The following is a 21,444-nucleotide window of genomic DNA, read 5'->3' as shown; positions in this document are numbered from 1 at the left end:
CGCCGAGAGGAGGACGGACAGGGGAGCGGGCCGCGCCATCATAGCAGAGCTTTCCCTCCCCTGGCCCCTCCCCTTGCCCATCAGGCGGCGGTCGCGGTCACTCGGCCGCGGCGGGGGCGGGCAGCGGGTCGTCGGCGCCCTCGCCGATCTCCTCCTCGGTACCGATGGCATCCTCCCACTTGGCGACGACGGTGGTGGCGATGGCGTTGCCCAGCACGTTGGTGGCGGTGCGGCCCATGTCGAGGAAATGGTCGATGCCCATGATCAGCAGCACGCCGGCCTCGGGCAGATGGAACATCGGCAGCACGGCGGCGACCACCACCAGCGAGGAGCGCGGCACGCCGGCGATGCCCTTGCTCGACACCATCAGCACCAGCAGCATGATGATCTGCTGTTCCAGGGTCAGCGGGATGCCGTAGGCTTGGGCGATGAACAGCGACGCGAAGGTCGTGTAGATCATCGAGCCGTCGAGGTTGAAGGAATAGCCGAGCGGCAGGACGAAGCCGATCACCCGCTCCTTCACGCCGAAGGCCTTCAACTCCTCCATCACCCGCGGGTAGGCGGATTCGCTGGACGCGGTGGAGAAGCCCAGCAGCATCGGCTGGCGCACCGCCTTGACCAGGCGGAAGACGTCGCCCTTCAGCACGACGAAGCCGGCGAAGACCAGCGCCGCCCACAGCACCGCCAGCGCCAGGTAGAAGCTGCCCATGAACTTGCCGTAGACCACCAGCACGCCCAGCCCCTGGGTGGTCACCACGTTGGCGACCGCGGCGAAGACGCCGATCGGGGCGAAGCGCATCACATAGTCGGTGACCTTCAGCATCACCGGCACGACCTCTTCGATCGAGCGGGCGAGCAGGCCGGCCTTGGTGTCGCGCAGCTGGCCGATGGCGAGGCCGACGAAGATCGCGAAGATCAGGATCTGCAGGATCTCGTTGTTGGCCATCGCCTCGAAGAAGTTGCGCGGGAAGACGTGGGTCAGGAAGTCCTTCAGGTTGAGGGCCGACGTCTTCAGCCCGGCGCTGGCGGTCACGTCGGGCAGCGGCACGCCGACGTTGGCGCCCGGCTGCAGCAGGTTGGCGAAGATCAGCCCGATGAACAGCGACCCGACGGAGGCCATCAGGAACCAGCCGACCGCCTTGCCGCCGATGCGGCCGACGGTGCGGGCGTCGCCCATCCCCGCCATGCCGGCGACCAGCGTCGAGAAGATCAACGGCGCGATGATCATCTTGATCAGGCGCAGGAAGATGTCCGTCACCATGGCGAAATAGCTGGCGACGTCCTTGGCCGTGGCCGGGTCGATCAGGCTGTTGCAGGCGTATCCGACCAGGATGCCCAGCAGCATGGCGACGATGATCAGCGTCGTCTGTTTGTTCATGGACTTTCTACCTCAACCTGTCCCCGCCGCCTCACGCGCCGGCCGGGTAACGGACGTATGGAAGCCCGGTCGCGGTGCGGTCCGCGGTCCGGGCGGCGGGATGGGTCAGCCGGCGGTGATCCCGTGCTGCGTCGCCTGATGGCTCATCGGATGTTTCGCTCCCCGTGATGACCGTCCCGTCTGCGCGGGAACCGATCGCAACGGAGCAACCGGCATGCCAGCCGCGGCGGGCACGGTGTCGCAGGCCAAGTCCTTGACCCGGCGGGGGTTTATTGCTGGTCAGAGCCGCCACCGTTCGGATTTCCGAACGGTGGCCGGCGCCGGGCGTTCGGATTTCCGGATGGCGGGACACCAAACGCGACCGGCCCGGCCCGCCAAGCCAAGATATCGGGTCCCAGAAGAAAATCACCCGATAATGCTTCGAAATTCGCAAGATAAGCCGAGTAATGATTCCTGTGATATTTTCGGCCGGCGCTTGCGGACATACCTCTTCTGCGCTTACCGTCGGCTTTGTTGCAGAACCCAACGTCCTGAGGCCTCGCCGACATGCTTGAAGACATCACGCTCGACACCCCTGTCGCCCAGCCGCAGTCCTCCGGACGGCCGGCATCCCAGCCCGCATCCCAACCCCTGCGCGTTGCGGTGCTGTGGAAGACGCCGAATCTCGGCCTCTACTCCAACGCCCCGTTCGACGAGCTGTTCACCGCCATCGGGCACAACAACGGCAATCTGGCCTTCGTCCATTCCATCGCCAGCCACCTCGCCAACCCGGTGACCTTCTACAGCTGGGGGGCGTCGGCGGAGACGCTGCGGAAGAACGCCGACATCATCGTCATCCCCTGCGCCAACCAGCTCGGCCGCCACACCGACTATGGGCAGATGGCCGACAACCTCGAAAAATCGGGGCTGCCCATCGTCGCCATCGGGCTGGGCGCCCAGGCCAACAGCTACGACCACGACATCGAGCTGAGCCCCGGCACCCTGCGCTGGGCCCAGGTGATCGCGGCCTCCAACCCCGCCTCGTCGACCTCGTCGAACATCTACACCCGCGGCGCCTACACCACCGGCCAGCTCGACAAGCTGGGGATCACCGGCTCGCTGCCGGGCGGTTGCCCGTCCTACTTCCTCAACCAGGCGCCCGGGCTGGGCCGGAAGATCCACGCGAACTGGACGGCGCGGGCGCTGCCGCGCTCGGTCTCCGTCGCCGCCGGCCACCAGGCCTGGGTCAAGACCCGCGAGATCGAGCACCAGCTGATCAGCCTGATGATGGATCCGATCGCCCCCGGCCAGTATGTCGTGCAGTCGATGGGGGAGATGATCAAGATCTCCCGCGGCATCTTCGACAGCATCGAGCCGAAGGTGCTGACGGAGATCCACAACCACACCGTCCCGCATTACTCCGACGAGGAGTTCAAGGCGTGGTGCCGCAACTACGTCCGCTCCTTCTATGACGTGCCGGCCTGGATGGACAGCCTGCGCCAGCAGGATCTGACGATCGGTTGCCGCTACCACGGCGTCGCCCTGGCGCTCCAGGCCGAGCGGATGGGCCTGACGGTCACCATCGATTCCCGCACGCGCGAGCTGTGCGAGAACACCGGCGTCCCCTACGCCGAGGCCGCCGACCTGACCGCCCCGCTGACCCGCAGCCGCCTGAAGTCGCTGGTCCGCTTCGACCCCGACGCCTACGACGCCCACCGCGCCGAAGCGGCCGGGCGCTACCTGGACTTCCTGGAAGCCAACCGCCTGAAGCCGGCGGCCTTCCTGAAGGCCATCGCGACCGGCAAGTGACGCCGGGGCCCGCCGGTGGACGACAGCCGCCGGCGGGCCGCCGCTTTCCCAACCGCAGCGCCCGTTGTGCGGAGATGTGACATGCCACGCCCGATCCTTGCGCTTGCGCTGACCCTGTCGCTGGCGATGGCGGCGGTGCCGGCGTCCGCGCTGACCGTCCGGACGGCGGGGGAGCCGGAAGCGGTGACCTCGTGGCAGCGGGACGCCTGCGACCGGACCGATTCTCCCGACACCCCGGCGCGCGCCTTCCGCGACGCCACCGGCACCGTCCATCTGGTCGCGTCGCATGCGACGGCGCGCGCCCTCACCGGGCGGACGCTCGACGCCGTCCGGCCGAACTGCGCCGTCATCTTCCAGGGGCATGGCCAGGACGAACCCGGCCTGTTCGACGACCGCAGCTGGATTTCGTCCTTCTACACGCTCGACGGCACGACGGTGTACGCCCTGGTCAGCAACGAGTTCCACGGCGACCAGCGGCGGGCGCTCTGCCCGTCCGGACAATACATGCGCTGCTGGCGCAACAGCATCACCGCGGCGGTGTCGACCGACGGCGGCGCCAGCTTCCACCTCGGCGCGCCGCCGCCCAACCACACGGTCGCCACCCTGCCCTACCCCTATGGCGGCGACATCGGACGACGCACCGGCTATTTCGCCCCATCGAACATCGTCCGGCGCGACGGCCATTGGTACGCCTTCGTCTGGGCCGAAGGGTTGGCGGCGCAAAAGCGCGGCGCCTGCCTGCTGCGCACCGACACCCTCGCCGACCCGCAGGCGTGGCGGGCGTGGGACGGCAAGGACTTCTCGGTCCGCTTCGTCCGCGACGCCCAGGCCGGCGGCGCGCCGGACCGCCACACCTGCGCGCCGGTGGCGCCGGACGTCCTGCAGGGAACGGTGCGCAGCGTCGTCCGCCACCGGTCGAGCGGACTGTACATCGCGACGGTGGCGATGAGCCGGGACGGCGGCACCGGGATGTGGACGACGACCTCGCCCGATCTGGTGACGTGGTCGAAGCCGCAGTTGCTGTGGGCGGCGCCGCTGCTGTTCCGCTACGGCTGCGGCGACGCCGCGGCCTTCGACTACCCCGCCCTGCTCGACCCGGCCAGCCAAAGCGCGAATTTCGAGGATGTCGGCAAGACCGCCTACGTCTACATGACGCGGCTGAACCTGGATAAGTGCAAGATCACCTGGAACCGCGATCTCGTCCGCCTGCCGGTGACGATCGAGTAGCCTGCGGCCGGCCGCCGTCGCCCAAAAACCGGTATTGGATACAAAAATCGAGGGAGCGAGACGACGGGAGCGGTCGGATACCGCACAATCCCGCCGAATATCCATAACAATTTTGTCCACAAATGATTCGTTGTATACAACAATCGGCGACACTATACTCCAACCCGAAGCGAGCCACCGCATGGCCAGAACCGCTGAAGAGGGAGGAGCCGGTGTCGGACGCCAAGCCATTTCCCATGAATTCCTGGTACGCCGCCGCCTGGGGCCACGAGATCGAGCACGCGCTGACGCCGCGGACGATCTGCGGCAAGGACATCGTGCTGTACCGCCGCACCACCGGCGAGGTCGCGGCGCTGGAGGATGCCTGCTGGCACCGGCTGCTGCCGTTGTCGCTCGGCCGGCTGGACGGCGATCAGGTCGTCTGCGGCTATCACGGGCTGGTGTTCGACGCCGGCGGGCGCTGCACCCACATGCCGGCGCAGGAAACCATCAACCCGTCGGCCTGCGTGCGGAGCTTCCCGGTGGTCGAGCGGCACCGGCTGGTCTGGGCCTGGATGGGCGACCCGGCGCTGGCCGATCCCGACCGGATTCCCGACTTCCACTGGAACGACGGCACCGACTGGGTCGGCGAGGGCGGCACTTTCTACAGCCTGAAATGCGACTACCGGCTGGTCACCGACAATCTGATGGATTTGACCCACGAAACCTACGTCCACGCCGGCAGCATCGGCGACGACGCCATCACCCGCACCCCGTTCGAGGTCACCCACACCGACCGCACCGCGACGGTGGAGCGCTGGATGGAGGACATCGAGCCGCCGCCCTTCTGGGCCCGGCAACTGGCGTCCACCGGCCGCAGCGGCCGGGTCGACCGCTGGCAGATCATCCTGTTCCAGGCGCCGTCGACGGTGGTCGGCGACGTCGGCGTGGCGCTGACCGGGACCGGGGCCCGCGCCGGCGACCGCTCGCAGGGGGTCAACGGCTGCTTCCTCGCCGCGATCACGCCGGAAAGCGAGACGAGCTGCCATTATTTCTGGAACTTCGTCCGCACCTACCGGACCGACGACGCGGAGCTGACCAGGCAGCTCAACCTCGCCCACGTCAACAACGGCCGCGGCGTCTACGACCAGGACCACGCCGTGCTGGAGGCTCAGCAGGCGGCGATCGAGCGCAACCGGCGCCAGCCCTTCTACAACCTCAACATCGACGCGGGCGCCCTGTGGGCGCGCCGGCTGGTCGACGGGATGATTGCGGCGGAGAGCGGCGCGCCCCAGCCCCAGCCCCAGCCCAAGCCCCGCATGGCGGCGGAATGAGCGCCGCCGTCGCGGACGACAAGCCGCGCAACGCCCAGACGGTCAAGGCGCTGCTGAAGCTGCGCGAGATGGTGCTGAACGGCGAACTGCCGCCGGGCGAACGCGTCGCGGAGCTGAGCATCGTCGACCGGCTCGGCGTGTCGCGCACCCCGATCCGGATGGCGCTGGTCCGCCTGGAGGAGGAAGGGCTGGTGGATTGTCTCGCCACCGGCGGCTTCGTGGTGCGGGAGTTCAGCGACCAAGACATCGCCGATTCCATCGAGCTGCGCGGCACGATGGAGGGCATGGCCGCCCGCCGCGCCGCCGAACGCCGGCCGGACCGCGCCGAACTGGCGGAGATCCGCGACTGCGTCGGCAATCTGGACGCGCTGATCCGCCGGCGCGAGCTGAGCATGGATGACTTCTCCGACTACATCCGGCTCAACGACCGCTTCCACAGCCTGCTGGTGGAACTGGCGGCGAGCGCGGTGCTCAAGCGCTCGATCGAACGCATCCTGCATTTGCCCTTCGCCTCGCCCAACGCCTTCGTCTTCGTCCAGTCGGAGCTGCCGGAATCGCGCGAGATCCTGTCGATCGCGCAGGAGCATCACCGCTCCATCCTGGAGGCGATCGAGCATGGCGAGGGCGGCCGGGCGGAGGCGCTGGCGCGCGAGCATTCCCGCATCGCCCAGCGCAACCTGCAGGTCGCCCTGTCGAACCAGCAGCAGCGCGACCGCATCCCCGGCGCCTCGCTGATCCGCCAGCGCGAGCGCGCCTGATCCCCCGTTTCATCATCCGCCTGTCGCGTGGAGAGCCGATATGCCTGTTGAGTCCGATTGGCGTGACGCCCGGCTGCGGTCGGTGACCGACATCGCCGACGACATCCGTCTGTTCGACATTGAACCTGCGGGCTGGTTCGAACCGCCGCCGCCGGGCAGCCACATCGGCGTGGCGGTCCGGATTGGCGACCGGCCGGACACCCGCTCCTACTCCGTCGTCGGCCCCTGCCGCGACTCCGTCTACCGGATCGCGGTCAAGCGCATGCCGCAGAGCCGCGGCGGGTCGGCCTATCTGTGGTCGCTGGCCCCCGGCGCGCGGCTGTCGATCACGCCGCCGCGCAATCTGTTCCCGCTGGCCCATGGCCGGCCGCAGTATCTGCTGGTCGCCGGCGGCATCGGCATCACGCCGATCTACAGCATGGCCTTGGCACTGGCCGACAAGGGGGCGGAGTTCCGCCTGCTCTACGGCTGCCGCTCGCGCGGCGATCTCGCCTTCGCCGACGAATTGCGCGCGCGGATCGGCGACCGGCTGGAGATCGCCGTCGAGGAGGACGGGCAGCGGCCCGACCTGCCGGGCGCCGTGGCGGCGCTGGCGCCCGATGGCGAGTTGTATGTCTGCGGCCCGATCGGCCTGCTCGACGCCGTCCGCCGCCTGTGGCGCGACAGCGGCCGGCCCGCCGCCAACCTGCGCTTCGAAACCTTCGGCAACACCGGGCGCTTCGCGGCGGAGCCCTTCACCGTCCGCATCCCGCGGCTGGGGATGGAGGTCCAGGTGCCGCAGAACCAGACCATGCTGGACGCGCTGGAGGCGGCCGGCGTGGCGATGATCTCCGACTGCCGGCGCGGCGAGTGCGGGCTGTGCACCGTGGAGGTGCTGGAGGTCGACGGCGCGCTGGACCACCGCGACGTCTTCTTCAGCGACCGCCAGAAGGACGAGGGCAAGCGGATGTGCACCTGCGTGTCGCGCGCGGTGCAGGGCGGCATCACCATCGACACCGCCGACCGCAACGCCTGACCCGCGGCAGAGTGTGATGGCCGGCGCCTGACCGAATCCCGGAACGGGGGCGGCGCCGGTTGACGTAAGAATTGGGGAGGGGACGACCATGATGGTCAGTCTGGGCAACGTGCTGTTCAACGGCCTTGCCTATGGGATGCTGCTGTTCGTGATCTCGGTCGGCCTGTCGGTGACGATGGGGCTGATGGGCTTCGCCAACCTGGCGCACGGCGCCTTCGCCATGCTGGGCGGCTATGTCGCGACGACGCTGATGAACAAGGCGGGGGTGCCCTTCCTGCTGACGCTGCCGATCGCCTTCGTCGCGGTCGCGGCGGTCAGCGTCGTGCTGGAGCGGGTGCTGTACCGCCGGCTCTACCGGGCGGGCGAGCTGGACCAGGTGCTGCTGACCATCGGCCTCGTCTTCATGGCGGTGGCGGGGGCGACCTATGTCTGGGGGCCGGGCCAGCAGCCGGTGCGGATGCCCGACTATCTGACCGGCCAGTGGACGGTGGCCGGCATCGACATCGGCGTCTACCGGCTGTTCATGATCCTGGTCGGCATCGCCGTCACCGCCGCCCTGGTGCTGGGGATCGAGCGCACCCGGTTCGGCGCGATGATCCGCGCCGCCGTCGACAACCCGCGCATGGCCCAGGGTTGCGGCATCAACGTCAACCGGGTGTTCAGCCTGACCTTCATGGCCGGCAGCGGGCTGGCCGGCCTGGGCGGCGCGGTCGGCATCAACCTGATCGGGCTCGACCCCGGATTCCCGGTCAAGTTCATGGTCTATTTCCTGATCGTCGTCGCCGTCGGCGGCCTCGGCTCGATCAAGGGGTCGCTGATCGCCGCGCTGCTGCTCGGCGTCTTCGATGTCGGTGGCAAGTATTACGTGCCGGAGGTCGGCGCCTTCATCATCTACGCCGTCATGGTGTCGCTGCTGCTGTGGCGCCCCGCCGGCCTGTTCGGACGGAGGTAGCCGATGGTGTCGCTTCCCGTGGCGTCGCCCCAGGCGTCCCCCCAGGAGTCTGGCGCCGCTCCCCGCAGCCGCCCGGTCACCCAACTGGAACGGCGCAGCCGCTGGCGCTGGCACGAGATCCTGTTCTGGCTGGCGGCGGCGAGCTGCCCGCTGATCGTGCCCGACGATCTGGTGCTGGCCTCGCAGGTGCTGATCGCCGGGCTGTTCGCCCTGTCGCTCGACCTGCTGCTCGGCTATGGCGGCATCGTCTCGCTCGGCCATGCCGCCTTCTTCGGCGTCGGCGCCTACGCCGCCGGGCTGCTGGCCCGCCACGGCTGGGGCGAGCCGGTCAGCGGGCTGCTGCTGTCCGGCGCGCTGGCCGGGCTGCTCGGCTTCGCCCTCAGCTTCATCATCGTCCGGGTGCGCGGCATCGCGCTGCTGATGGTGACGCTCGGCGTTTCGCTGGTGCTGCACGAGGCGGCGGTGAAGGGCTACGCCGTCACCGGCGGCGACGACGGCCTGCAGGGCATCGCCGTCGACCCGCTGCTCGGGCTGTTTTCCATGGACATGTGGGGGCGGACCGCCTTCGGCTACAGCCTCGCCGTGGCCTTCGCCGGCTTCCTGCTGGCCCGCCGGCTGGTGTCCTCCCCCTTCGGGCTGGCGTTGCAGGGCATGCGCGAGAACGGCCGGCGGATGGCGGCCATCGGCGCGCCGCTGCGCCGGCACAGCGCGCTGATCTACACCGTGTCCGCCGCCCTGGCCGGGGTGGCCGGGGCCCTGCTGACCCAGACCACCGAGTTCGTGTCGGTCGAGGTGCTGGGCTTCCAGCGCTCCGCCGAGGTGCTGATCATGCTGATCCTCGGCGGGGCCGGGCATCTCTACGGTGCCTTCATCGGGGCGGCGGTCTTCATGATCGTCCGCGACCAATTGGCGGCGGCCAACCCGGAATACTGGTTCTTCTGGCTGGGCCTGATGCTGGTGCTGGTGGTGCTGTTCGCCCGCGGCGGCATCATCGGCGGGATCGCCACGGTCGCCGGCAAGCTGGGCTCCCGCTTCCGCAAGGGAGGCACGCGATGACCCCCGCCTTGTCCACAGAGGGACTGTCGGTCAATTTCGGCGCGCTGCTGGCGACGCGCAACGTGTCGCTCGACCTGCCGGTGGGGGCGCGCCACGCGCTGATCGGGCCGAACGGCGCCGGCAAGACGACGCTGATCAACCTGCTGACCGGGCTGCTGCGGCCGAGCGGCGGCGAAATCCGCCTGCATGGCGGCACCATCACCCACGCCACCCCGGCCGAGCGGGTGCGGCGCGGGCTGGTGCGCACCTTCCAGATCAACAGCTTGTTCCCGGCGCTGACGCCGCTGGAATCGGTGACGCTGGCGGTGTGCGAACGGCGTGGGCTGACGCGGAGCTGGTTGTCGCGGCTGAGCCGCCGCACCGACGCCATCGACGAGGCGCACGCCCTGCTCGACCGGCTGGGCCTCGGCCCCGACGCGGAACGGCCGACACGGGAGCTGGCCTATGGCCGGCAGCGGCTGGTCGAGATCGCGCTGGCGCTGGCCTGCGAGCCGCGGGTGCTGCTGCTGGACGAACCGGCGGCCGGCGTCCCGGCGCGCGAGAGCGCGGAACTGTTCGAGGTGATCGCCGGCCTGCCGCGCGACCTCGCCATCCTGTTCATCGAACACGACATGGACCTCGTCTTCCGCTTCGCCGACCGCATCACCGTGCTGGTCGGCGGCCAGGTGCTGTGCCACGGCACCCCGGCCGAAATCGCGGAGAATCCGGAGGTCCAGCGCGTCTATCTGGGGAGTGCCGGTCATGGCTGAACCGCTGCTGAGCGTCCGCGGCTTGAGCGCCGGCTACGGCGACGCGTCGGTGCTGGACGAGGTGTCGTTCGAGCTGGAGGAGGGCGGCGCGCTGGCCCTGCTCGGCCGCAACGGCATGGGCAAATCGACCCTGCTCGCCACGCTGATGGGGCACACGCTGCGCCGCGGCGGCACCATCGCCCTGCGGGGACGGCCGGTGGAGCGGCTTGCCCCCTATCGGCGGCCCGACGCCGGCTTCGGCTGGGTGCCGCAGGAGCGCGACATCTTCCCTTCCCTGACGGTGGAGGAGAACCTGACGGTGGCGGCGCGGCGCGGCCCGTGGACGCTCGCCCGCGTGCACGAGCTGTTTCCGCGGCTGCGCGAACGGCGGACCAACCTGGGTTCCCAGCTGTCGGGCGGCGAGCAGCAGATGCTGGCGATCGGCCGGGCGCTGATGCTGAACCCGGCGCTGGTGCTGCTGGACGAACCGCTGGAAGGGCTGGCCCCGGTGATCGTCGAGGAGCTGTCCGCCGCCATCCGCCGGATGGTGGAGCGCGAGGGCCTCGCCATCATCCTGGTGGAGCAGCACGCCCACATCGCGCTGGGCCTGACCCGCGACGCCATCGTGCTGGAACGCGGGCGGATCGTCCACCGCGCGCCCTCGACGGCGCTGGCGCAGGACCACGCCACGCTGGAACGCTACGTCGGCATGCGCGTCGCCGCCAAGGCGGCCTAGAGACACCATTCAAGCCAGAGACACCATTCAATAAGACTGGGGGAGGTTCATGATGACGTCTGTGCTGCGGAATTGGACGCCGAATTTGACGGTGGCGGCCGTGCTGGGAACGGTGGCCGGGACGATCCTGGCCGGAGCGCCCGCCCTGGCCGCCGACCCGGTGAAGATCGGCCTGATCCTGCCGATGTCCGGCCCCTTCGCCTCGACCGGCAAGCAGATCGAGGCGGCGGTCAAGCTCTACCAGCAGGTCAACGGCGACAGCGTCGCCGGCCGCAAGGTGGAGGTGATCGTCAAGGACGACACCGGCGTGGCGCCCGACATGACCAAGCGCCTGGCCCAGGAGCTGGTGGTGAAGGAGAAGGTGTCCGTCCTCGCCGGCTTCGGGCTGACCCCGCTGGCGCTGTCGGCCGCCCCGGTGTCGGAGCAGGCGAAGACGCCGATGATCGTCATGGCGGCGGCCTCCTCCGTCATCACCACCAAGTCGCCCTACATCCTGCGCACCTCGGGCACCTTGCCGCAGTCGGCCGCGACCATCGCCCAATGGGCGGCGAAGAACGGCGCCACCAAGATGTATTCGATGGTGACCGACTACGGCCCCGGCATCGACGCGGAAACCGTCTTCAAGACGCGCTTCGCCACGTCCGGCGGCACCGTGGTCGGCGACGTCCGCATCCCGCTGAAGAACCCGGACTACGGCCCCTTCATGCAGCGCGCCAAGGACACCGCCCCCGACGCGATCTTCGCCTTCGTGCCGTCGGGCGAGGGATCGTCCTTCATGAAGGAGTTCGCGGAACGCGGGCTGGCCAAGGCCGGGGTGCGCCTGCTCGCCACCGGCGACGTCACCGACGACGACATCCTGCCGGCGATGGGCGACGCCGCCATCGGCACGGTGACCGCGCACTACTACTCGGCCGCCCATCCGTCGCCGGAGAACAAGGCCTATGTCGAGGCGTTCCGCAAGGCGAACGGCGGCTTGCGTCCCAACTTCATGTCGGTCGGCGGCTGGGACGGCATGCATCTGGTCTATGAGGTGCTGAAGAAGACCGGCGGCAAGGCCGACGGCGACAGCTTCGTCGCCGCCGCCAAGGGCATGAGCTGGACCAGCCCGCGCGGCCCGGTGACCATCGACGCCGACACCCGCGACATCATCCAGGACATCTACATCCGCAAGGTCGAACGCCAGGACGGCGAGCTGTTCAACGTCGAGTTCGACAAGGTCGCCGCGGTGAAGGACCCCGGCAAGGGCGGCTGACGCCGCTCCATCCTCTATCGAGCCAAGCGGATGGGGTGGACGAGGGTCCGCCCCATCTCGCGTTTTCACCGCCGGAACTCTATTCCCCTTCGAACGACACCACCCGCATGTCGCGGCCGGCCAGCAGCGTGCGCCGGGTCCCGCCGCAGGCCGGGCATGGCGCGATCAGCGTGTCCGGCGCGTAGTCGGTGCCGCAGGCGTCGCAGCGAGCCTTCAGCGCCGTCCGCTCGATCGCCAGTTCCGCCCCGGCGGCGAGCGTGTCCTCCGTCACCAGGGGAAAGCAGAACAGCAGCGCGTCGGGATCGATGGCGGCGCCCGCGCCGATGTCCACCGTGACGCGGGTCACCCGGCGGATGCCCTCCCGTCCGGCGCTTTCGACCACCAGGGTGACGATGCTTTCGCACAATGACAGTTCGTGCATCGGTAAGTTTCCGAAGAAATCGGGGTTTTCCCCTAGGGCCGAATTCTATGTCTTCACCATAACGAGTGCAGAGGCGTTGATGTAAATCATATCGGTGCATGCAGGCTGGTGATAAGAAAGAGCAGTCTGGTCCTAAGATTGGCGGCCCCGCCCTCCAGACACGGTCGACAGCCGGGCCCTATGTTATTTCGATCATAACGGGTCAACGATTATGGTCACTCCAACGACGCGGACCGTCCGCCCGACAGCTTCGGGCTCCGGCGGATCGACAACGAACACCCTGGGTTGCCATCCGCCCTGACGGGCGTCCCGATCACGACCGGCCGGCTTCATCCCCGGGCCAGTCCCCCATGCCCCACGTCCAAGTCCTGGCCACGCCCGGCGGTTCCCCCGCCGTTCCGGCGGCGATCCCCTGTTGCCGCAAGCCGGCCAAGCCACGATCCGAGGAACCAGCCCAACACCGGACGCGCGAGACCGGCCCGTCAGAACGGCCGGAACGCACTCGACAGGAGCGCTGAGAAGCGGAGCCCGCGTCACGGTTATTAGGAGGTCACCCGACCATGAGCATGATGCTGATGATCCATCCGGACAAATGCACCGGATGCCGCAACTGCGAACTCGCCTGCTCCATGGAGCATGAGGGAGACTTTCGGCCGAAAGCCTCCCGCATCCATGTCTACACCTGGGAACGCGAAGGCTTCTCCGTCCCCATGATGTGCCAGCAGTGCAAGGACGCCGCCTGCACCACCGTCTGCATGCCGAAGGCGATGCACCGCAACCCGGCCAACGGCCAGGTCGAGCTGGATCAGTCGAAATGCATCGGCTGCAAGATGTGCGTGCAGGCCTGCCCGTTCGGCTGCGCCTCCTGGGATTTCCTGGGGTCGCAGATCCTGAAATGCGACACCTGCGGTGGCGATCCGGCCTGCGCGACGATCTGCCCCACCCACGCGCTGGAATGGGTCGAGGACACGGTGTCGGCGCAGGCGCGCAAACGCTCCTTCGCCACCAAGCTCAAGAACGCCTTTGCGGAGGTCTGATCATGCACGGTTGGACAGGAAAAATCCTTCGGATCGATCTTAGCACCGGCAAGATCACCACCGAAGCGCTGAAGACCGACTTGGCGCGCGACTACATCGGCGCCCGTGGCCTCGGCACCAAATACATGTATGACGAGGTGGATCCCACCGTCGACCCGCTGTCGCCGGCGAACAAGCTGATCTTCGCGTCGGGTCCGATGACCGGCACCTTCGCGCCGTCGGCCGGCCGCTACGACGTGGTCACCAAGGGGCCGCTGACCGGCACCATCGCTGCGTCGAATTCCGGCGGCGCCTGGGGGCCGGAGCTGAAATACGCCGGCTACGACATGCTGATCCTGGAAGGCCGCTCACCGAAGCCGGTCTATCTGTGGATCCAGGACGACAAGGTGGAGATCCGCAACGCCGCCCATCTCTGGGGCAAGGACGTGCCGGAGACGACCGAGGCGCTGAACGCCGAGACGGCCAACGACGCCAAGATCGCCTGCATCGGTCCGGCCGGTGAGAATCTGTCCTTCATCGCCTCCATCATGAACGACATGCAGCGTGCGGCCGGCCGCACCGGCGTCGGCGCGGTGATGGGGTCGAAGAACCTGAAGGCGGTGGTGGTGCGCGGCACCGGTGCCGTCACCGTCGCCGACAAGACCGCCTTCCTCGCCGCGGTGAGCAAGGCCAGCACCATGATCAAGGAGCATCCGGTCGGTGGCACCGGCTTGCGCCTCTACGGCACCAACGTGCTGGTCAACATCCTGAACTCGGTGGGCGGCCTGCCGACCGGCAACTTCCAGGACGGCCATTTCGAGACCGCCGACAAGGTGGGCGGCGAGACGCTGGCGGCCAACCAACTGCAACGGCCGAAGGGCTGCTTCTCCTGCATCATCTCCTGCGGCCGCGCCACCAAGGTCAACCACCCCAAATACAAGGGCGAGGGCGAGGGGCCGGAGTATGAGACCGCCTGGGGCTTCGGCCCGGATTGCCGGATCGACAACCTCGACGCGGTGATCAAGGCCAACTACTACTGCAACGAATACGGCCTGGACACCATCTCGATGGGCAGCACCGTCGCCTGCGCGATGGAGCTGTTCGACCGCGGCATCATCACGCTGGACGACACCGAGGGTCTGGAGCTGACCTTCGGCAACGCCGACGCGATGGTCGAGGCGGTGCGGCTGGCCGGCGTCGGCCAGGGCTTCGGCAAGAAGCTGGCGCTGGGCTCCTACCGGCTGGCCAGCCTCTACGGCCATCCCGAGCTGTCGATGACCGTCAAGAAGCAGGAGATGCCGGCCTACGACCCGCGCGCGGTCCAGGGCATCGGCCTGAACTACGCCACCAACAACCGCGGCGGCTGTCACGTCCGCGGCTACACCATCAGCCCCGAGGTGCTGGGTGTGCCGGTCAAGGTCGACAAGGACAGCATCGACGGCAAGGCGGAGCTGGTCGCCCTGTTCCAGAACCTGACGGCGGCGCTGGATTCGAGCGGATCCTGCCTGTTCGCCACCTTCGGCATCGGTGCGCCCGAATTCGCCGAGCTGATGACGGCGCTGACCGGCTTCGCCTACACCGGCGACAGCTTCATCGAGGCGGGTGAGCGGATCTGGAACCTGGAGCGGCTGTGGAACCTGAAGGCCGGCCTGACCGCCGCCGACGACACCCTGCCGCCGCGCCTGCTGAGTGAGCCGATCGTGACCGGCCCATCGAAGGGGGCGGTCAGCCGTCTGCCGGAAATGCTGCCGCTCTACTACGGCGTTCGCGGCTGGGACGCCAACGGCGTGCCCACGCCGGAGAAGCTGAGCGCGCTGGCGCTGGCCTGACCCTGTCCGGACCGCCGCCGCGGCCATCGGCCGCGGCGGCGGCGGTCGGGTGGCGGTGGTCAGGCGGCGGTCCCGGAAAAAGGGCCCTGTCCCATGAAAGTCTCCTATTTCGCGCTGCTGCGCGACGCCACCAAAAAGTCGCATGAGGTGTGGCAGCGTCCCGCGGCGACCCTGCGGGACCTGCTGCGCGATCTGGCCGCCGAATACGGCCCGAACTTCGCCCGCTGGATCCTGAAGGACGGTGAACTCGCCGGCTACGCCATCATCCTGGTCAACGGCCAGGATGTGCGCGGTCTTCAGGGGCTGGACACGCCACTGTCGCCGGACTCCGACGTCTTCATCTTTCCGCCGCTGGCCGGTGGCTGAGAAAGGGGCTGGTCATGACGTCCACAACGCTCCCCATTCTTCTCCTGCTCGGGGGCTTCGTCCTTCAACTCCTGCTCGCCCGCTGGCTGACGCCGGTCGGCAAGGGGGTGCTCGCGACCGCCGTGGTCTTCGCCTCCTTCCTCGCCTCGCTGACGCTGGTGCCCGCCAGCATGGCCGGCGTCGCGGCGGAGGCGCCGCTGCTTGCCGGCTGGGACGGTCCGCTGTCGATCGGCCTGCGCGTCGACGGGCTGAGCGTGCTGTTCATGGTGATGGGCACCGGGATCGGCGCTGCCATCCTGCTGTTCTCCGTCCGCTACATGGAGCATGAGGAGCAGGGCACGACGCGCTTCTACGCCATCATGCTGGTCTTCATCGCCGGCCTGCTGCTGCTGGCGGGCGCCGCCGACATGCTGGGCGCCTATGTGGCGTGGGAGGTGATCGGGCTGTGCTCCTACAGTCTGGTCGGCTTCTGGTACAAGCAGAAGGCGGCGACCGACGGCGCCCGCAAGGTGCTGGTCATCACCCACCTCGCCGGCTACGGCTTCCTGGTCGGGCTGGTGCTGGTCTATGCCCGCGCCGGCACGCTGGTGTGGACCGATCCGGCCGTCGCCCCCGCCTTCACCTCGGGCGTCGCGGCGCTGTTCATCGTCGCGGCGATGGCGAAATCGGTGATGTTCCCGCTGCACACCTGGATCCCGGAGGCGATGAACGCGCCGACGCCGGTGTCGGCGCTGCTGCATTCCGCCTGCTACGTCAAGGCCGGCGTCTACCTGATCGCCCGCATGTATGTGGTGGGCGGCGGCCAGTGGCACGAGGCGATGGGAACGCCGCTGCTGGCGGTCGGCTGCGTCACCATCCTGGTCGGCGTCATCTTCGCCATGGCGCAGACCGACCTGAAGCGGCTGCTCGCCTTCCACACCGTCAGCCAGCTCGGCTACATCGTCGTCGGGCTGGCGCTCGGCACCGATCTCGGGCTGGCGGCCGGACTGTTCTATTGCCTGAGCCACGCGCTGTTCAAGGGCACGCTGTTCATGTGCGCCGGCGCCATCCAGCACGCCACCGGCACCCGCGACCTGCGCGACCTCGGCGGTCTGGCGTCGGCGATGCCGGGGACGGCGAAGGTGTGGATCATCGCCGCCGCGTCGATCGCCGGCGTGCCGCTGACCAACGGCTTCGTCGCCAAATGGCTGCTGTTCAGCGCGGCGCTCGACAAGGGGCTGCTGGTCGTCGTGCTGGTCGGCTGGATCGGCAGCATCCTGACCGCCTTCTCCTTCCTGAAGGCCACCGTCAACGCCTTCTATGGCGTGCCGTCCACGGCGCTGCTCGGCAAGCGCATCCACGAGGCGTCGCCGAGCATGCTGGCCGGCATGGGGTCGATGGCCGGGCTGTGCCTGCTGTTCGGCGTCGCGCCGCAGTTGCTGATGCTGCCGATCGTCGCCCCGGCGGTGCGCTCCCTGGGGTTCGACTGGGCGGTGGAGATGAGCTGGCTCGGCATCCTGACCGACCGCGGCACCATCGCGGTGACCGTCGGCGGCGGCGTGGTGCTGGCCTCGGCCATGCTGGGGCTGCTGGTCTACCGGCTGGCGCAGGCGCCGGCCCCTGGGCTGGTGTCGGTCTATTCCGGCGGCGAGCCGCTGCCGGCCGGCGACCGGCCCGGCGCCGTCGATTTCGCCGAGATGGCGGAAACCGCCTTTCACCCCGTCTATTCGCTCGATCCCGATCCCGGCTATCTCCGGATCTGGCGCGCCCTGACCCGTGTGGCCGGTGCGGCGCAGACCACCGCGGGCGCCGTCCTTGAGGATCGCCCGCTGCTGCCCATCGGTCTCGTCGCGATTGCCGCGCTGGCCGGCGTGTGGCTGGTCTGAGCGCTGCCGGAGGCATCGACATGGACACGGTCCTGATACCACTCTTCCTGGGGATCGCGCTCGGCGTCGGCCTGTACGCCCGCGCCATCCCGCAGGGGGATCGATCCTGGTGGCGCTTCGCCGCCACCACGGTCGCGCTCGCCGTCGCCGCCCGGCTGGCCGGCCATTCCTGGACGGCGACGCTGCTCGCCTCCGCCGCCGAGCTGGTGGCGGTCGGCATGGTGTGGAGCGGCGGAACCGACGCGGCGCGGGCCGCCGCCCGCAAATACCTGACGGCGGTGGTCCTCGCCACGCTCTGCACCTGGGCGGCGCTGGCGCTGACCGGCCTCGGCACGCTGCGGCCGGGTGCGCCGTGGGACAAGCTGGCGGTGGCGCTGCTGCTGATCGGCGTCGCGCTGAAGCTGGGGCTGGTGCCGGTCTATTTCTGGCTGCCGGCGGTGGCGCGCGCCTCGTCGGCGATGACCACCGCGCTGATCGTCGCGGTGGTCGATGTCGGCGCCTTCTGCGAGCTGCTGACGCTGCGCGATACCGCCCCCTGGATCTTCACCGGCTTCGCGCCGCTGTGGATCGGGCTCGCGGTGCTGTCACTGCTGGGCGCCGCGCTGTTGGCGCTGGCCCAGCGCGCGCTGAAGCCGATGCTGGCCTTCTCCTCGATCGACGACATGGGCTATCTGCTGCTCGGGCTGGTCATCGGCGGCGCCGACGGCATGGCCGGGGCATGGTTCGGCATTCTCGGCCACGCGCTGGGCAAGATCGTGCTGTTCGGCGCGGTCGGGGCGGCGGAATGGCATCTCGGCCGGGCGGTGACGCTGGACGACCGCGGCCTGTCGACCCCGCTGCCGGTGGCGAGCGCCGCCTTCATGCTGGGGGCGCTGGGCTTCATCGGCATCCCGCCGACGCTGGGCTTCATCGGCCATTGGCGGCTCTACCTGGCCGGGGCGGAGCTGGGCGGGCCGCTGCTGCTCATCGTGCTCTACGCCTCCTCGGCGATGGCGCTGCTGTGCTACGTCCGCGTCATCCACCGGGTCTGGCTCGGTCCGGCCGCCGCGGGGCCTGCCGTTGGGACTGGCGGGCAGCCGCTGCCGCGCGCTGCCGCCGCGGTCCTGCTGGTCTTCGCCATTGCGCCGGTGCTGTTCGGGCTGGTCCCGAACCGGCTGCGCCCCACGCTCGACCCTCATCCGCACGTCGCTGAACTCACCGGCCCGCTGGTGGCCAACCCGCTGGGAGGTGTGAAATGAACCTCATCGAACGGGTCATCGCGATCTCGCGCCGCCGGTCGCCCTGGATCTGCCGGCTGAACGCCGGCTCCTGCAACGGCTGCGACATCGAGATCACGCCGCTGCTCAGCCCGCGCTACGACGCCGAGCAGTTGGGCATCGAGCTGCACGGCACGCCCAAGCACGCCGACATCGTGCTGATCTCCGGCACGCTGACCCTGCGCTCGCGCCAGGCGATCCTCGACATCTACGACCAGGTGCCCAACCCGAAGGCGGTGGTGGCGCTGGGATCCTGCCCGTCGTCGGGCAACGTCTTCGCCGGCAGCCCGCTGGTGCTGAGCTGCTCGCTCGACACCGTCGTTCCGGTCGATGTCTGGGTTCCCGGCTGCCCGCCGCGCCCCCAGGCCATCCTGGACGGCATCGCCCGCGCCGCCAAGCTGCTGGAGGACGGCGCGACCAAGAGCCAGTTGGCCAAGAGCCGGCTTGCCGGAAGCCAGCCTGAAAGCCGGTGCGGGAGGCCGTCATGAACGCCGTCTGGTCCTATCTGGTCGCCATCGCCGTCTGGCCCGGCCTGCTGTTCGCCGCCCCGCTCGGCTGGCTGGAGCTGTGGTTCATGCGCAAGCTGGTGGCCCGGTTGCAAGGCCGCCAGGGTCCGCCCTTCTTCCAGCCCTTCTTCGACGTCATGAAGCTGCTGGGCAAGGAGACGGTCATTCCCCGGGGCGTCAGCCGCGGCATCTTCCTGGCCCTGCCGCTGGTGTCGGTGGCGGCGGTGACCGCGGCGCTGGCCATCGTGCCGCTGCCCGGCAACCCGGTGCCGTCGCTGCCCGGCGACGTCGTGCTGCTGCTGTACCTGATGGAGGTGCCGGTCCTGTGCGAGGTGCTGGCCGGCTATGTCAGCCGGTCGATCTACGGGCAGGTCGCGGCGATGCGCGAGGCGATCCTGTCGCTGGCCTACAACCTGCCCTTCCTGGTCGCCATCATCGCCATGGCGCAGGTCGCCGGCAGCTTCCAGATGCGCGCCCTGCAGGAGGTGCCCTACGGCCTCGTCCATCTGCTGGCGGCCGTGACCTTCCTGCTGGCGCTGCCGGCGCGGATGAAGCTCAACCCCTTCTCCATCGCCAACGCCGAGCACGAGATCATCGCCGACAGCCACATCGAATACAGCGGTCCGCCGCTGGCGCTGTTCAAGCTGTCCCACGCCATCGAGGTCGTGCTGCTGACCGAGCTGTTCGCCGTGGTCTTCATCCCGGCGACACCCTGGCCGCTGGTCAATCTGGTGGTCTATCTCGTCGCCGGCATCCTGGTGCTTGGCGGGGTGACGCTGTTGGCGACCACCACCGCGCGGCTGCGCCTGACCCAGGCCTTCCGCTTCTACTGGGTCTGGGGCGGCCTCGCCTCGGCCATCACCATGGCCGCGACGCTGGTCCGGTGAAGGGGGATACCGCCATGGCAATGCTGAAGACCATCCTCGGCAACCTGCTGCGACCGTCGCGCACCCGCGCGCCGGCCGACATGCCGGTCGTGCCCCCGACCTACCGCGGCGCGCTCACCCACGACGCCGGCCGCTGCACCGCCTGCGGCACCTGCGCCTTCGTCTGCGCGCCCAAGGCCATCCATTTCACCCAGGATCCCGGCATCTCGGTGTCCTGGCATTTCTTCATCGGCCAATGCTCCTTCTGCGGGCTGTGCGAGCAGAACTGCCCGACCCGCGCGATCCATCTGCGCGCCGACGTCCCCGGCTCGACGAACAGCGCCGGCGGCGACGGGCTGCGGCTGGAAAGCGTCATCCACCTGCAGCCCTGCACCCGCTGTGGCGCCGCCCATGTCCCGCTGCCGGCGGCGACGATGGACGCGCTGTGGGCGGCGGGCGCGGACGAGGCCGAGCGCGGCTATTGCCCCGACTGCCGCCGCTGGGCGGCGAGCGCACGCCTGCGCACCGCCTTCACCCCGGACGGCGCCGTCGCGGAGGGAGGTCGCCATGACCGCTGACACCATGACCGCCGACATCATGACCGCCAACACGGCCGCCGGCACCGCCGAACGCGCGTGCCCGCGCCTGACCGAGGCGCTCCGCGCCATCCCCGGCGTCCGCTCGGTCGACGTCCGCAACGGCGCGCTGTGGGCCGACGCCCCGCTGCTGGATGTGGAGGCGATGGCCGCCGCGATGGCGGCGCTGGGCATCCGGCTCGGCACCGTCACCGCCATTCCGCACCCCGACAGCGCCGAATCGACGGTGATCTACCATTACATCGACGAACACCGGATCATCAACGTCAAGACCTGCACCCGCAACGGCGCGCTCGCCTCGCTGGCGCCCCGCGTCCGGGCGGCGTCCTGGGCCGAGCGCGAGATCCGCGACCTGTTCGCGGTCGAGTTCCCCGGCCACCCCAACCCGGTCCCGCTGATCCGTCCGGAGGGGATCGACACGGCGACGCTGCGCGAGGCAATGTGCCGCCCGGCGACGGTCGCCCGCAAGCCGTCCTCTCCGCTGGCCTCTCCGCCCGCCCCTCCTCCGGCCCGTTCCTAG

Annotated in this window: 21 protein-coding genes; 19 read left to right on the top strand and 2 right to left on the bottom strand. The window is 69.3% G+C overall.

Annotated features, from left to right (window positions below):
• Positions 1-97 precede the first annotated feature (97 nt).
• Positions 98-1,378: a dicarboxylate/amino acid:cation symporter gene (locus TSO352_RS09735; RefSeq protein ID WP_109107131.1), complete on the bottom strand. Its 1,281-nt coding sequence runs from the start codon at positions 1,376-1,378 to the stop codon at positions 98-100.
• Between the two features lie 546 nt (positions 1,379-1,924).
• Between TSO352_RS09735 and TSO352_RS09730 the strand changes: the two genes are divergently transcribed.
• From TSO352_RS09730 to TSO352_RS09685, 10 genes are all read left to right on the top strand, one after another.
• Positions 1,925-3,166, top strand: a complete 1,242-nt coding sequence (locus TSO352_RS09730; RefSeq protein WP_109107130.1) for a polysaccharide pyruvyl transferase family protein — start codon at positions 1,925-1,927, stop codon at positions 3,164-3,166.
• Between the two features lie 81 nt (positions 3,167-3,247).
• Positions 3,248-4,393 carry a hypothetical protein gene (locus tag TSO352_RS09725; protein WP_109107129.1) on the top strand — a complete coding sequence of 382 codons (1,146 nt, stop codon included), beginning with the start codon at positions 3,248-3,250 and terminating at the stop codon, positions 4,391-4,393.
• Between the two features lie 212 nt (positions 4,394-4,605).
• Entirely contained in the window at positions 4,606-5,706 is a 1,101-nt protein-coding gene (locus TSO352_RS09720) for an aromatic ring-hydroxylating dioxygenase subunit alpha (RefSeq protein ID WP_247872001.1), read from the top strand.
• The gene (locus tag TSO352_RS09715) at positions 5,703-6,464 is read left to right on the top strand and encodes a GntR family transcriptional regulator (RefSeq protein ID WP_109107127.1); all 762 of its coding nucleotides are present in this window, start codon (positions 5,703-5,705) and stop codon (positions 6,462-6,464) included. Before TSO352_RS09720 ends, TSO352_RS09715 begins: the two co-directional genes overlap by 4 nt.
• A gap of 40 nt (positions 6,465-6,504) precedes the next feature.
• Positions 6,505-7,479, top strand: coding sequence for a PDR/VanB family oxidoreductase (locus tag TSO352_RS09710; protein WP_109107126.1), 975 nt, complete (start codon positions 6,505-6,507; stop codon positions 7,477-7,479).
• Between the two features lie 88 nt (positions 7,480-7,567).
• On the top strand, positions 7,568-8,431 hold the full coding sequence (locus TSO352_RS09705; protein WP_247872000.1) for a branched-chain amino acid ABC transporter permease: 864 nt from the start codon (positions 7,568-7,570) through the stop codon (positions 8,429-8,431).
• 3 nt (positions 8,432-8,434) lie between these two features.
• Complete coding sequence (locus TSO352_RS09700) at positions 8,435-9,487, top strand: branched-chain amino acid ABC transporter permease (RefSeq protein ID WP_109107125.1); 1,053 nt, start codon at positions 8,435-8,437, stop codon at positions 9,485-9,487.
• On the top strand, positions 9,484-10,236 hold the full coding sequence (locus TSO352_RS09695) for an ABC transporter ATP-binding protein (protein ID WP_109107124.1): 753 nt from the start codon (positions 9,484-9,486) through the stop codon (positions 10,234-10,236). The genes TSO352_RS09700 and TSO352_RS09695 overlap by 4 nt, the downstream gene beginning before the upstream one ends.
• Entirely contained in the window at positions 10,229-10,951 is a 723-nt protein-coding gene (locus TSO352_RS09690; protein WP_109107383.1) for an ABC transporter ATP-binding protein, read from the top strand. The genes TSO352_RS09695 and TSO352_RS09690 overlap by 8 nt, the downstream gene beginning before the upstream one ends.
• A 49-nt stretch (positions 10,952-11,000) precedes the next feature.
• Positions 11,001-12,203, top strand: a complete 1,203-nt coding sequence (locus tag TSO352_RS09685) for an ABC transporter substrate-binding protein (RefSeq protein WP_247871999.1) — start codon at positions 11,001-11,003, stop codon at positions 12,201-12,203.
• 79 nt (positions 12,204-12,282) lie between these two features.
• Here the strand turns inward: TSO352_RS09685 and hypA are convergent, their stop codons facing one another.
• Positions 12,283-12,624, bottom strand: coding sequence for a hydrogenase maturation nickel metallochaperone HypA (gene hypA, locus TSO352_RS09680; protein WP_109107123.1), 342 nt, complete (start codon positions 12,622-12,624; stop codon positions 12,283-12,285).
• A gap of 560 nt (positions 12,625-13,184) precedes the next feature.
• On the opposite strand from hypA, the gene TSO352_RS09675 reads away from it, so the two are divergent.
• From TSO352_RS09675 to TSO352_RS09635, 9 genes are all read left to right on the top strand, one after another.
• A complete protein-coding gene (locus tag TSO352_RS09675) occupies positions 13,185-13,661 on the top strand; it encodes a 4Fe-4S dicluster domain-containing protein (RefSeq protein ID WP_085091330.1) in 477 nt (158 codons plus the stop codon).
• A gap of 2 nt (positions 13,662-13,663) precedes the next feature.
• Positions 13,664-15,469 carry an aldehyde ferredoxin oxidoreductase family protein gene (locus tag TSO352_RS09670; protein WP_109107122.1) on the top strand — a complete coding sequence of 602 codons (1,806 nt, stop codon included), beginning with the start codon at positions 13,664-13,666 and terminating at the stop codon, positions 15,467-15,469.
• A 93-nt stretch (positions 15,470-15,562) separates the two neighbouring features.
• Entirely contained in the window at positions 15,563-15,835 is a 273-nt protein-coding gene (locus TSO352_RS09665) for a MoaD/ThiS family protein (RefSeq protein WP_109107121.1), read from the top strand.
• Positions 15,836-15,849: 14 nt separating this feature from the next.
• On the top strand, positions 15,850-17,700 hold the full coding sequence (locus tag TSO352_RS09660; RefSeq protein ID WP_109107120.1) for an NADH-quinone oxidoreductase subunit L: 1,851 nt from the start codon (positions 15,850-15,852) through the stop codon (positions 17,698-17,700).
• Between the two features lie 20 nt (positions 17,701-17,720).
• On the top strand, positions 17,721-18,938 hold the full coding sequence (locus TSO352_RS09655) for a proton-conducting transporter membrane subunit (RefSeq protein WP_109107119.1): 1,218 nt from the start codon (positions 17,721-17,723) through the stop codon (positions 18,936-18,938).
• Positions 18,935-19,444 carry an NADH-quinone oxidoreductase subunit NuoB gene (gene nuoB, locus TSO352_RS09650; protein WP_109107118.1) on the top strand — a complete coding sequence of 170 codons (510 nt, stop codon included), beginning with the start codon at positions 18,935-18,937 and terminating at the stop codon, positions 19,442-19,444. The genes TSO352_RS09655 and nuoB overlap by 4 nt, the downstream gene beginning before the upstream one ends.
• On the top strand, positions 19,441-20,349 hold the full coding sequence (locus tag TSO352_RS09645; protein ID WP_109107381.1) for a complex I subunit 1 family protein: 909 nt from the start codon (positions 19,441-19,443) through the stop codon (positions 20,347-20,349). The genes nuoB and TSO352_RS09645 overlap by 4 nt, the downstream gene beginning before the upstream one ends.
• Positions 20,350-20,363: 14 nt before the next feature.
• Positions 20,364-20,906, top strand: coding sequence for a 4Fe-4S binding protein (locus TSO352_RS09640; RefSeq protein WP_109107117.1), 543 nt, complete (start codon positions 20,364-20,366; stop codon positions 20,904-20,906).
• A complete protein-coding gene (locus TSO352_RS09635) occupies positions 20,896-21,444 on the top strand; it encodes an NADH-quinone oxidoreductase subunit C (RefSeq protein WP_109107116.1) in 549 nt (182 codons plus the stop codon). Before TSO352_RS09640 ends, TSO352_RS09635 begins: the two co-directional genes overlap by 11 nt.

It is taken from the genome of Azospirillum sp. TSO35-2, assembly GCF_003116095.1.
Lineage (GTDB): Bacteria > Pseudomonadota > Alphaproteobacteria > Azospirillales > Azospirillaceae > Azospirillum.
This window is presented reverse-complemented; position numbering and strand designations above follow the sequence as displayed.

Coding starts and splice junctions, on each gene's coding strand:
- TSO352_RS09655 (WP_109107119.1), top strand. CDS start 17,721: ATGGACACGGTCCTGATACCACTCTTCCTGGGGATCGCGCTCGGCGTC.
- TSO352_RS09660 (WP_109107120.1), top strand. CDS start 15,850: ATGACGTCCACAACGCTCCCCATTCTTCTCCTGCTCGGGGGCTTCGTC.
- TSO352_RS09730 (WP_109107130.1), top strand. CDS start 1,925: ATGCTTGAAGACATCACGCTCGACACCCCTGTCGCCCAGCCGCAGTCC.
- TSO352_RS09705 (WP_247872000.1), top strand. CDS start 7,568: ATGATGGTCAGTCTGGGCAACGTGCTGTTCAACGGCCTTGCCTATGGG.
- TSO352_RS09685 (WP_247871999.1), top strand. CDS start 11,001: ATGATGACGTCTGTGCTGCGGAATTGGACGCCGAATTTGACGGTGGCG.
- TSO352_RS09700 (WP_109107125.1), top strand. CDS start 8,435: ATGGTGTCGCTTCCCGTGGCGTCGCCCCAGGCGTCCCCCCAGGAGTCT.
- TSO352_RS09690 (WP_109107383.1), top strand. CDS start 10,229: ATGGCTGAACCGCTGCTGAGCGTCCGCGGCTTGAGCGCCGGCTACGGC.
- TSO352_RS09715 (WP_109107127.1), top strand. CDS start 5,703: ATGAGCGCCGCCGTCGCGGACGACAAGCCGCGCAACGCCCAGACGGTC.
- TSO352_RS09710 (WP_109107126.1), top strand. CDS start 6,505: ATGCCTGTTGAGTCCGATTGGCGTGACGCCCGGCTGCGGTCGGTGACC.
- TSO352_RS09665 (WP_109107121.1), top strand. CDS start 15,563: ATGAAAGTCTCCTATTTCGCGCTGCTGCGCGACGCCACCAAAAAGTCG.
- TSO352_RS09645 (WP_109107381.1), top strand. CDS start 19,441: ATGAACGCCGTCTGGTCCTATCTGGTCGCCATCGCCGTCTGGCCCGGC.
- nuoB (WP_109107118.1), top strand. CDS start 18,935: ATGAACCTCATCGAACGGGTCATCGCGATCTCGCGCCGCCGGTCGCCC.
- TSO352_RS09635 (WP_109107116.1), top strand. CDS start 20,896: ATGACCGCTGACACCATGACCGCCGACATCATGACCGCCAACACGGCC.
- TSO352_RS09725 (WP_109107129.1), top strand. CDS start 3,248: ATGCCACGCCCGATCCTTGCGCTTGCGCTGACCCTGTCGCTGGCGATG.
- TSO352_RS09735 (WP_109107131.1), bottom strand. CDS start 1,378: ATGAACAAACAGACGACGCTGATCATCGTCGCCATGCTGCTGGGCATC.
- TSO352_RS09675 (WP_085091330.1), top strand. CDS start 13,185: ATGAGCATGATGCTGATGATCCATCCGGACAAATGCACCGGATGCCGC.
- hypA (WP_109107123.1), bottom strand. CDS start 12,624: ATGCACGAACTGTCATTGTGCGAAAGCATCGTCACCCTGGTGGTCGAA.
- TSO352_RS09640 (WP_109107117.1), top strand. CDS start 20,364: ATGGCAATGCTGAAGACCATCCTCGGCAACCTGCTGCGACCGTCGCGC.
- TSO352_RS09670 (WP_109107122.1), top strand. CDS start 13,664: ATGCACGGTTGGACAGGAAAAATCCTTCGGATCGATCTTAGCACCGGC.
- TSO352_RS09695 (WP_109107124.1), top strand. CDS start 9,484: ATGACCCCCGCCTTGTCCACAGAGGGACTGTCGGTCAATTTCGGCGCG.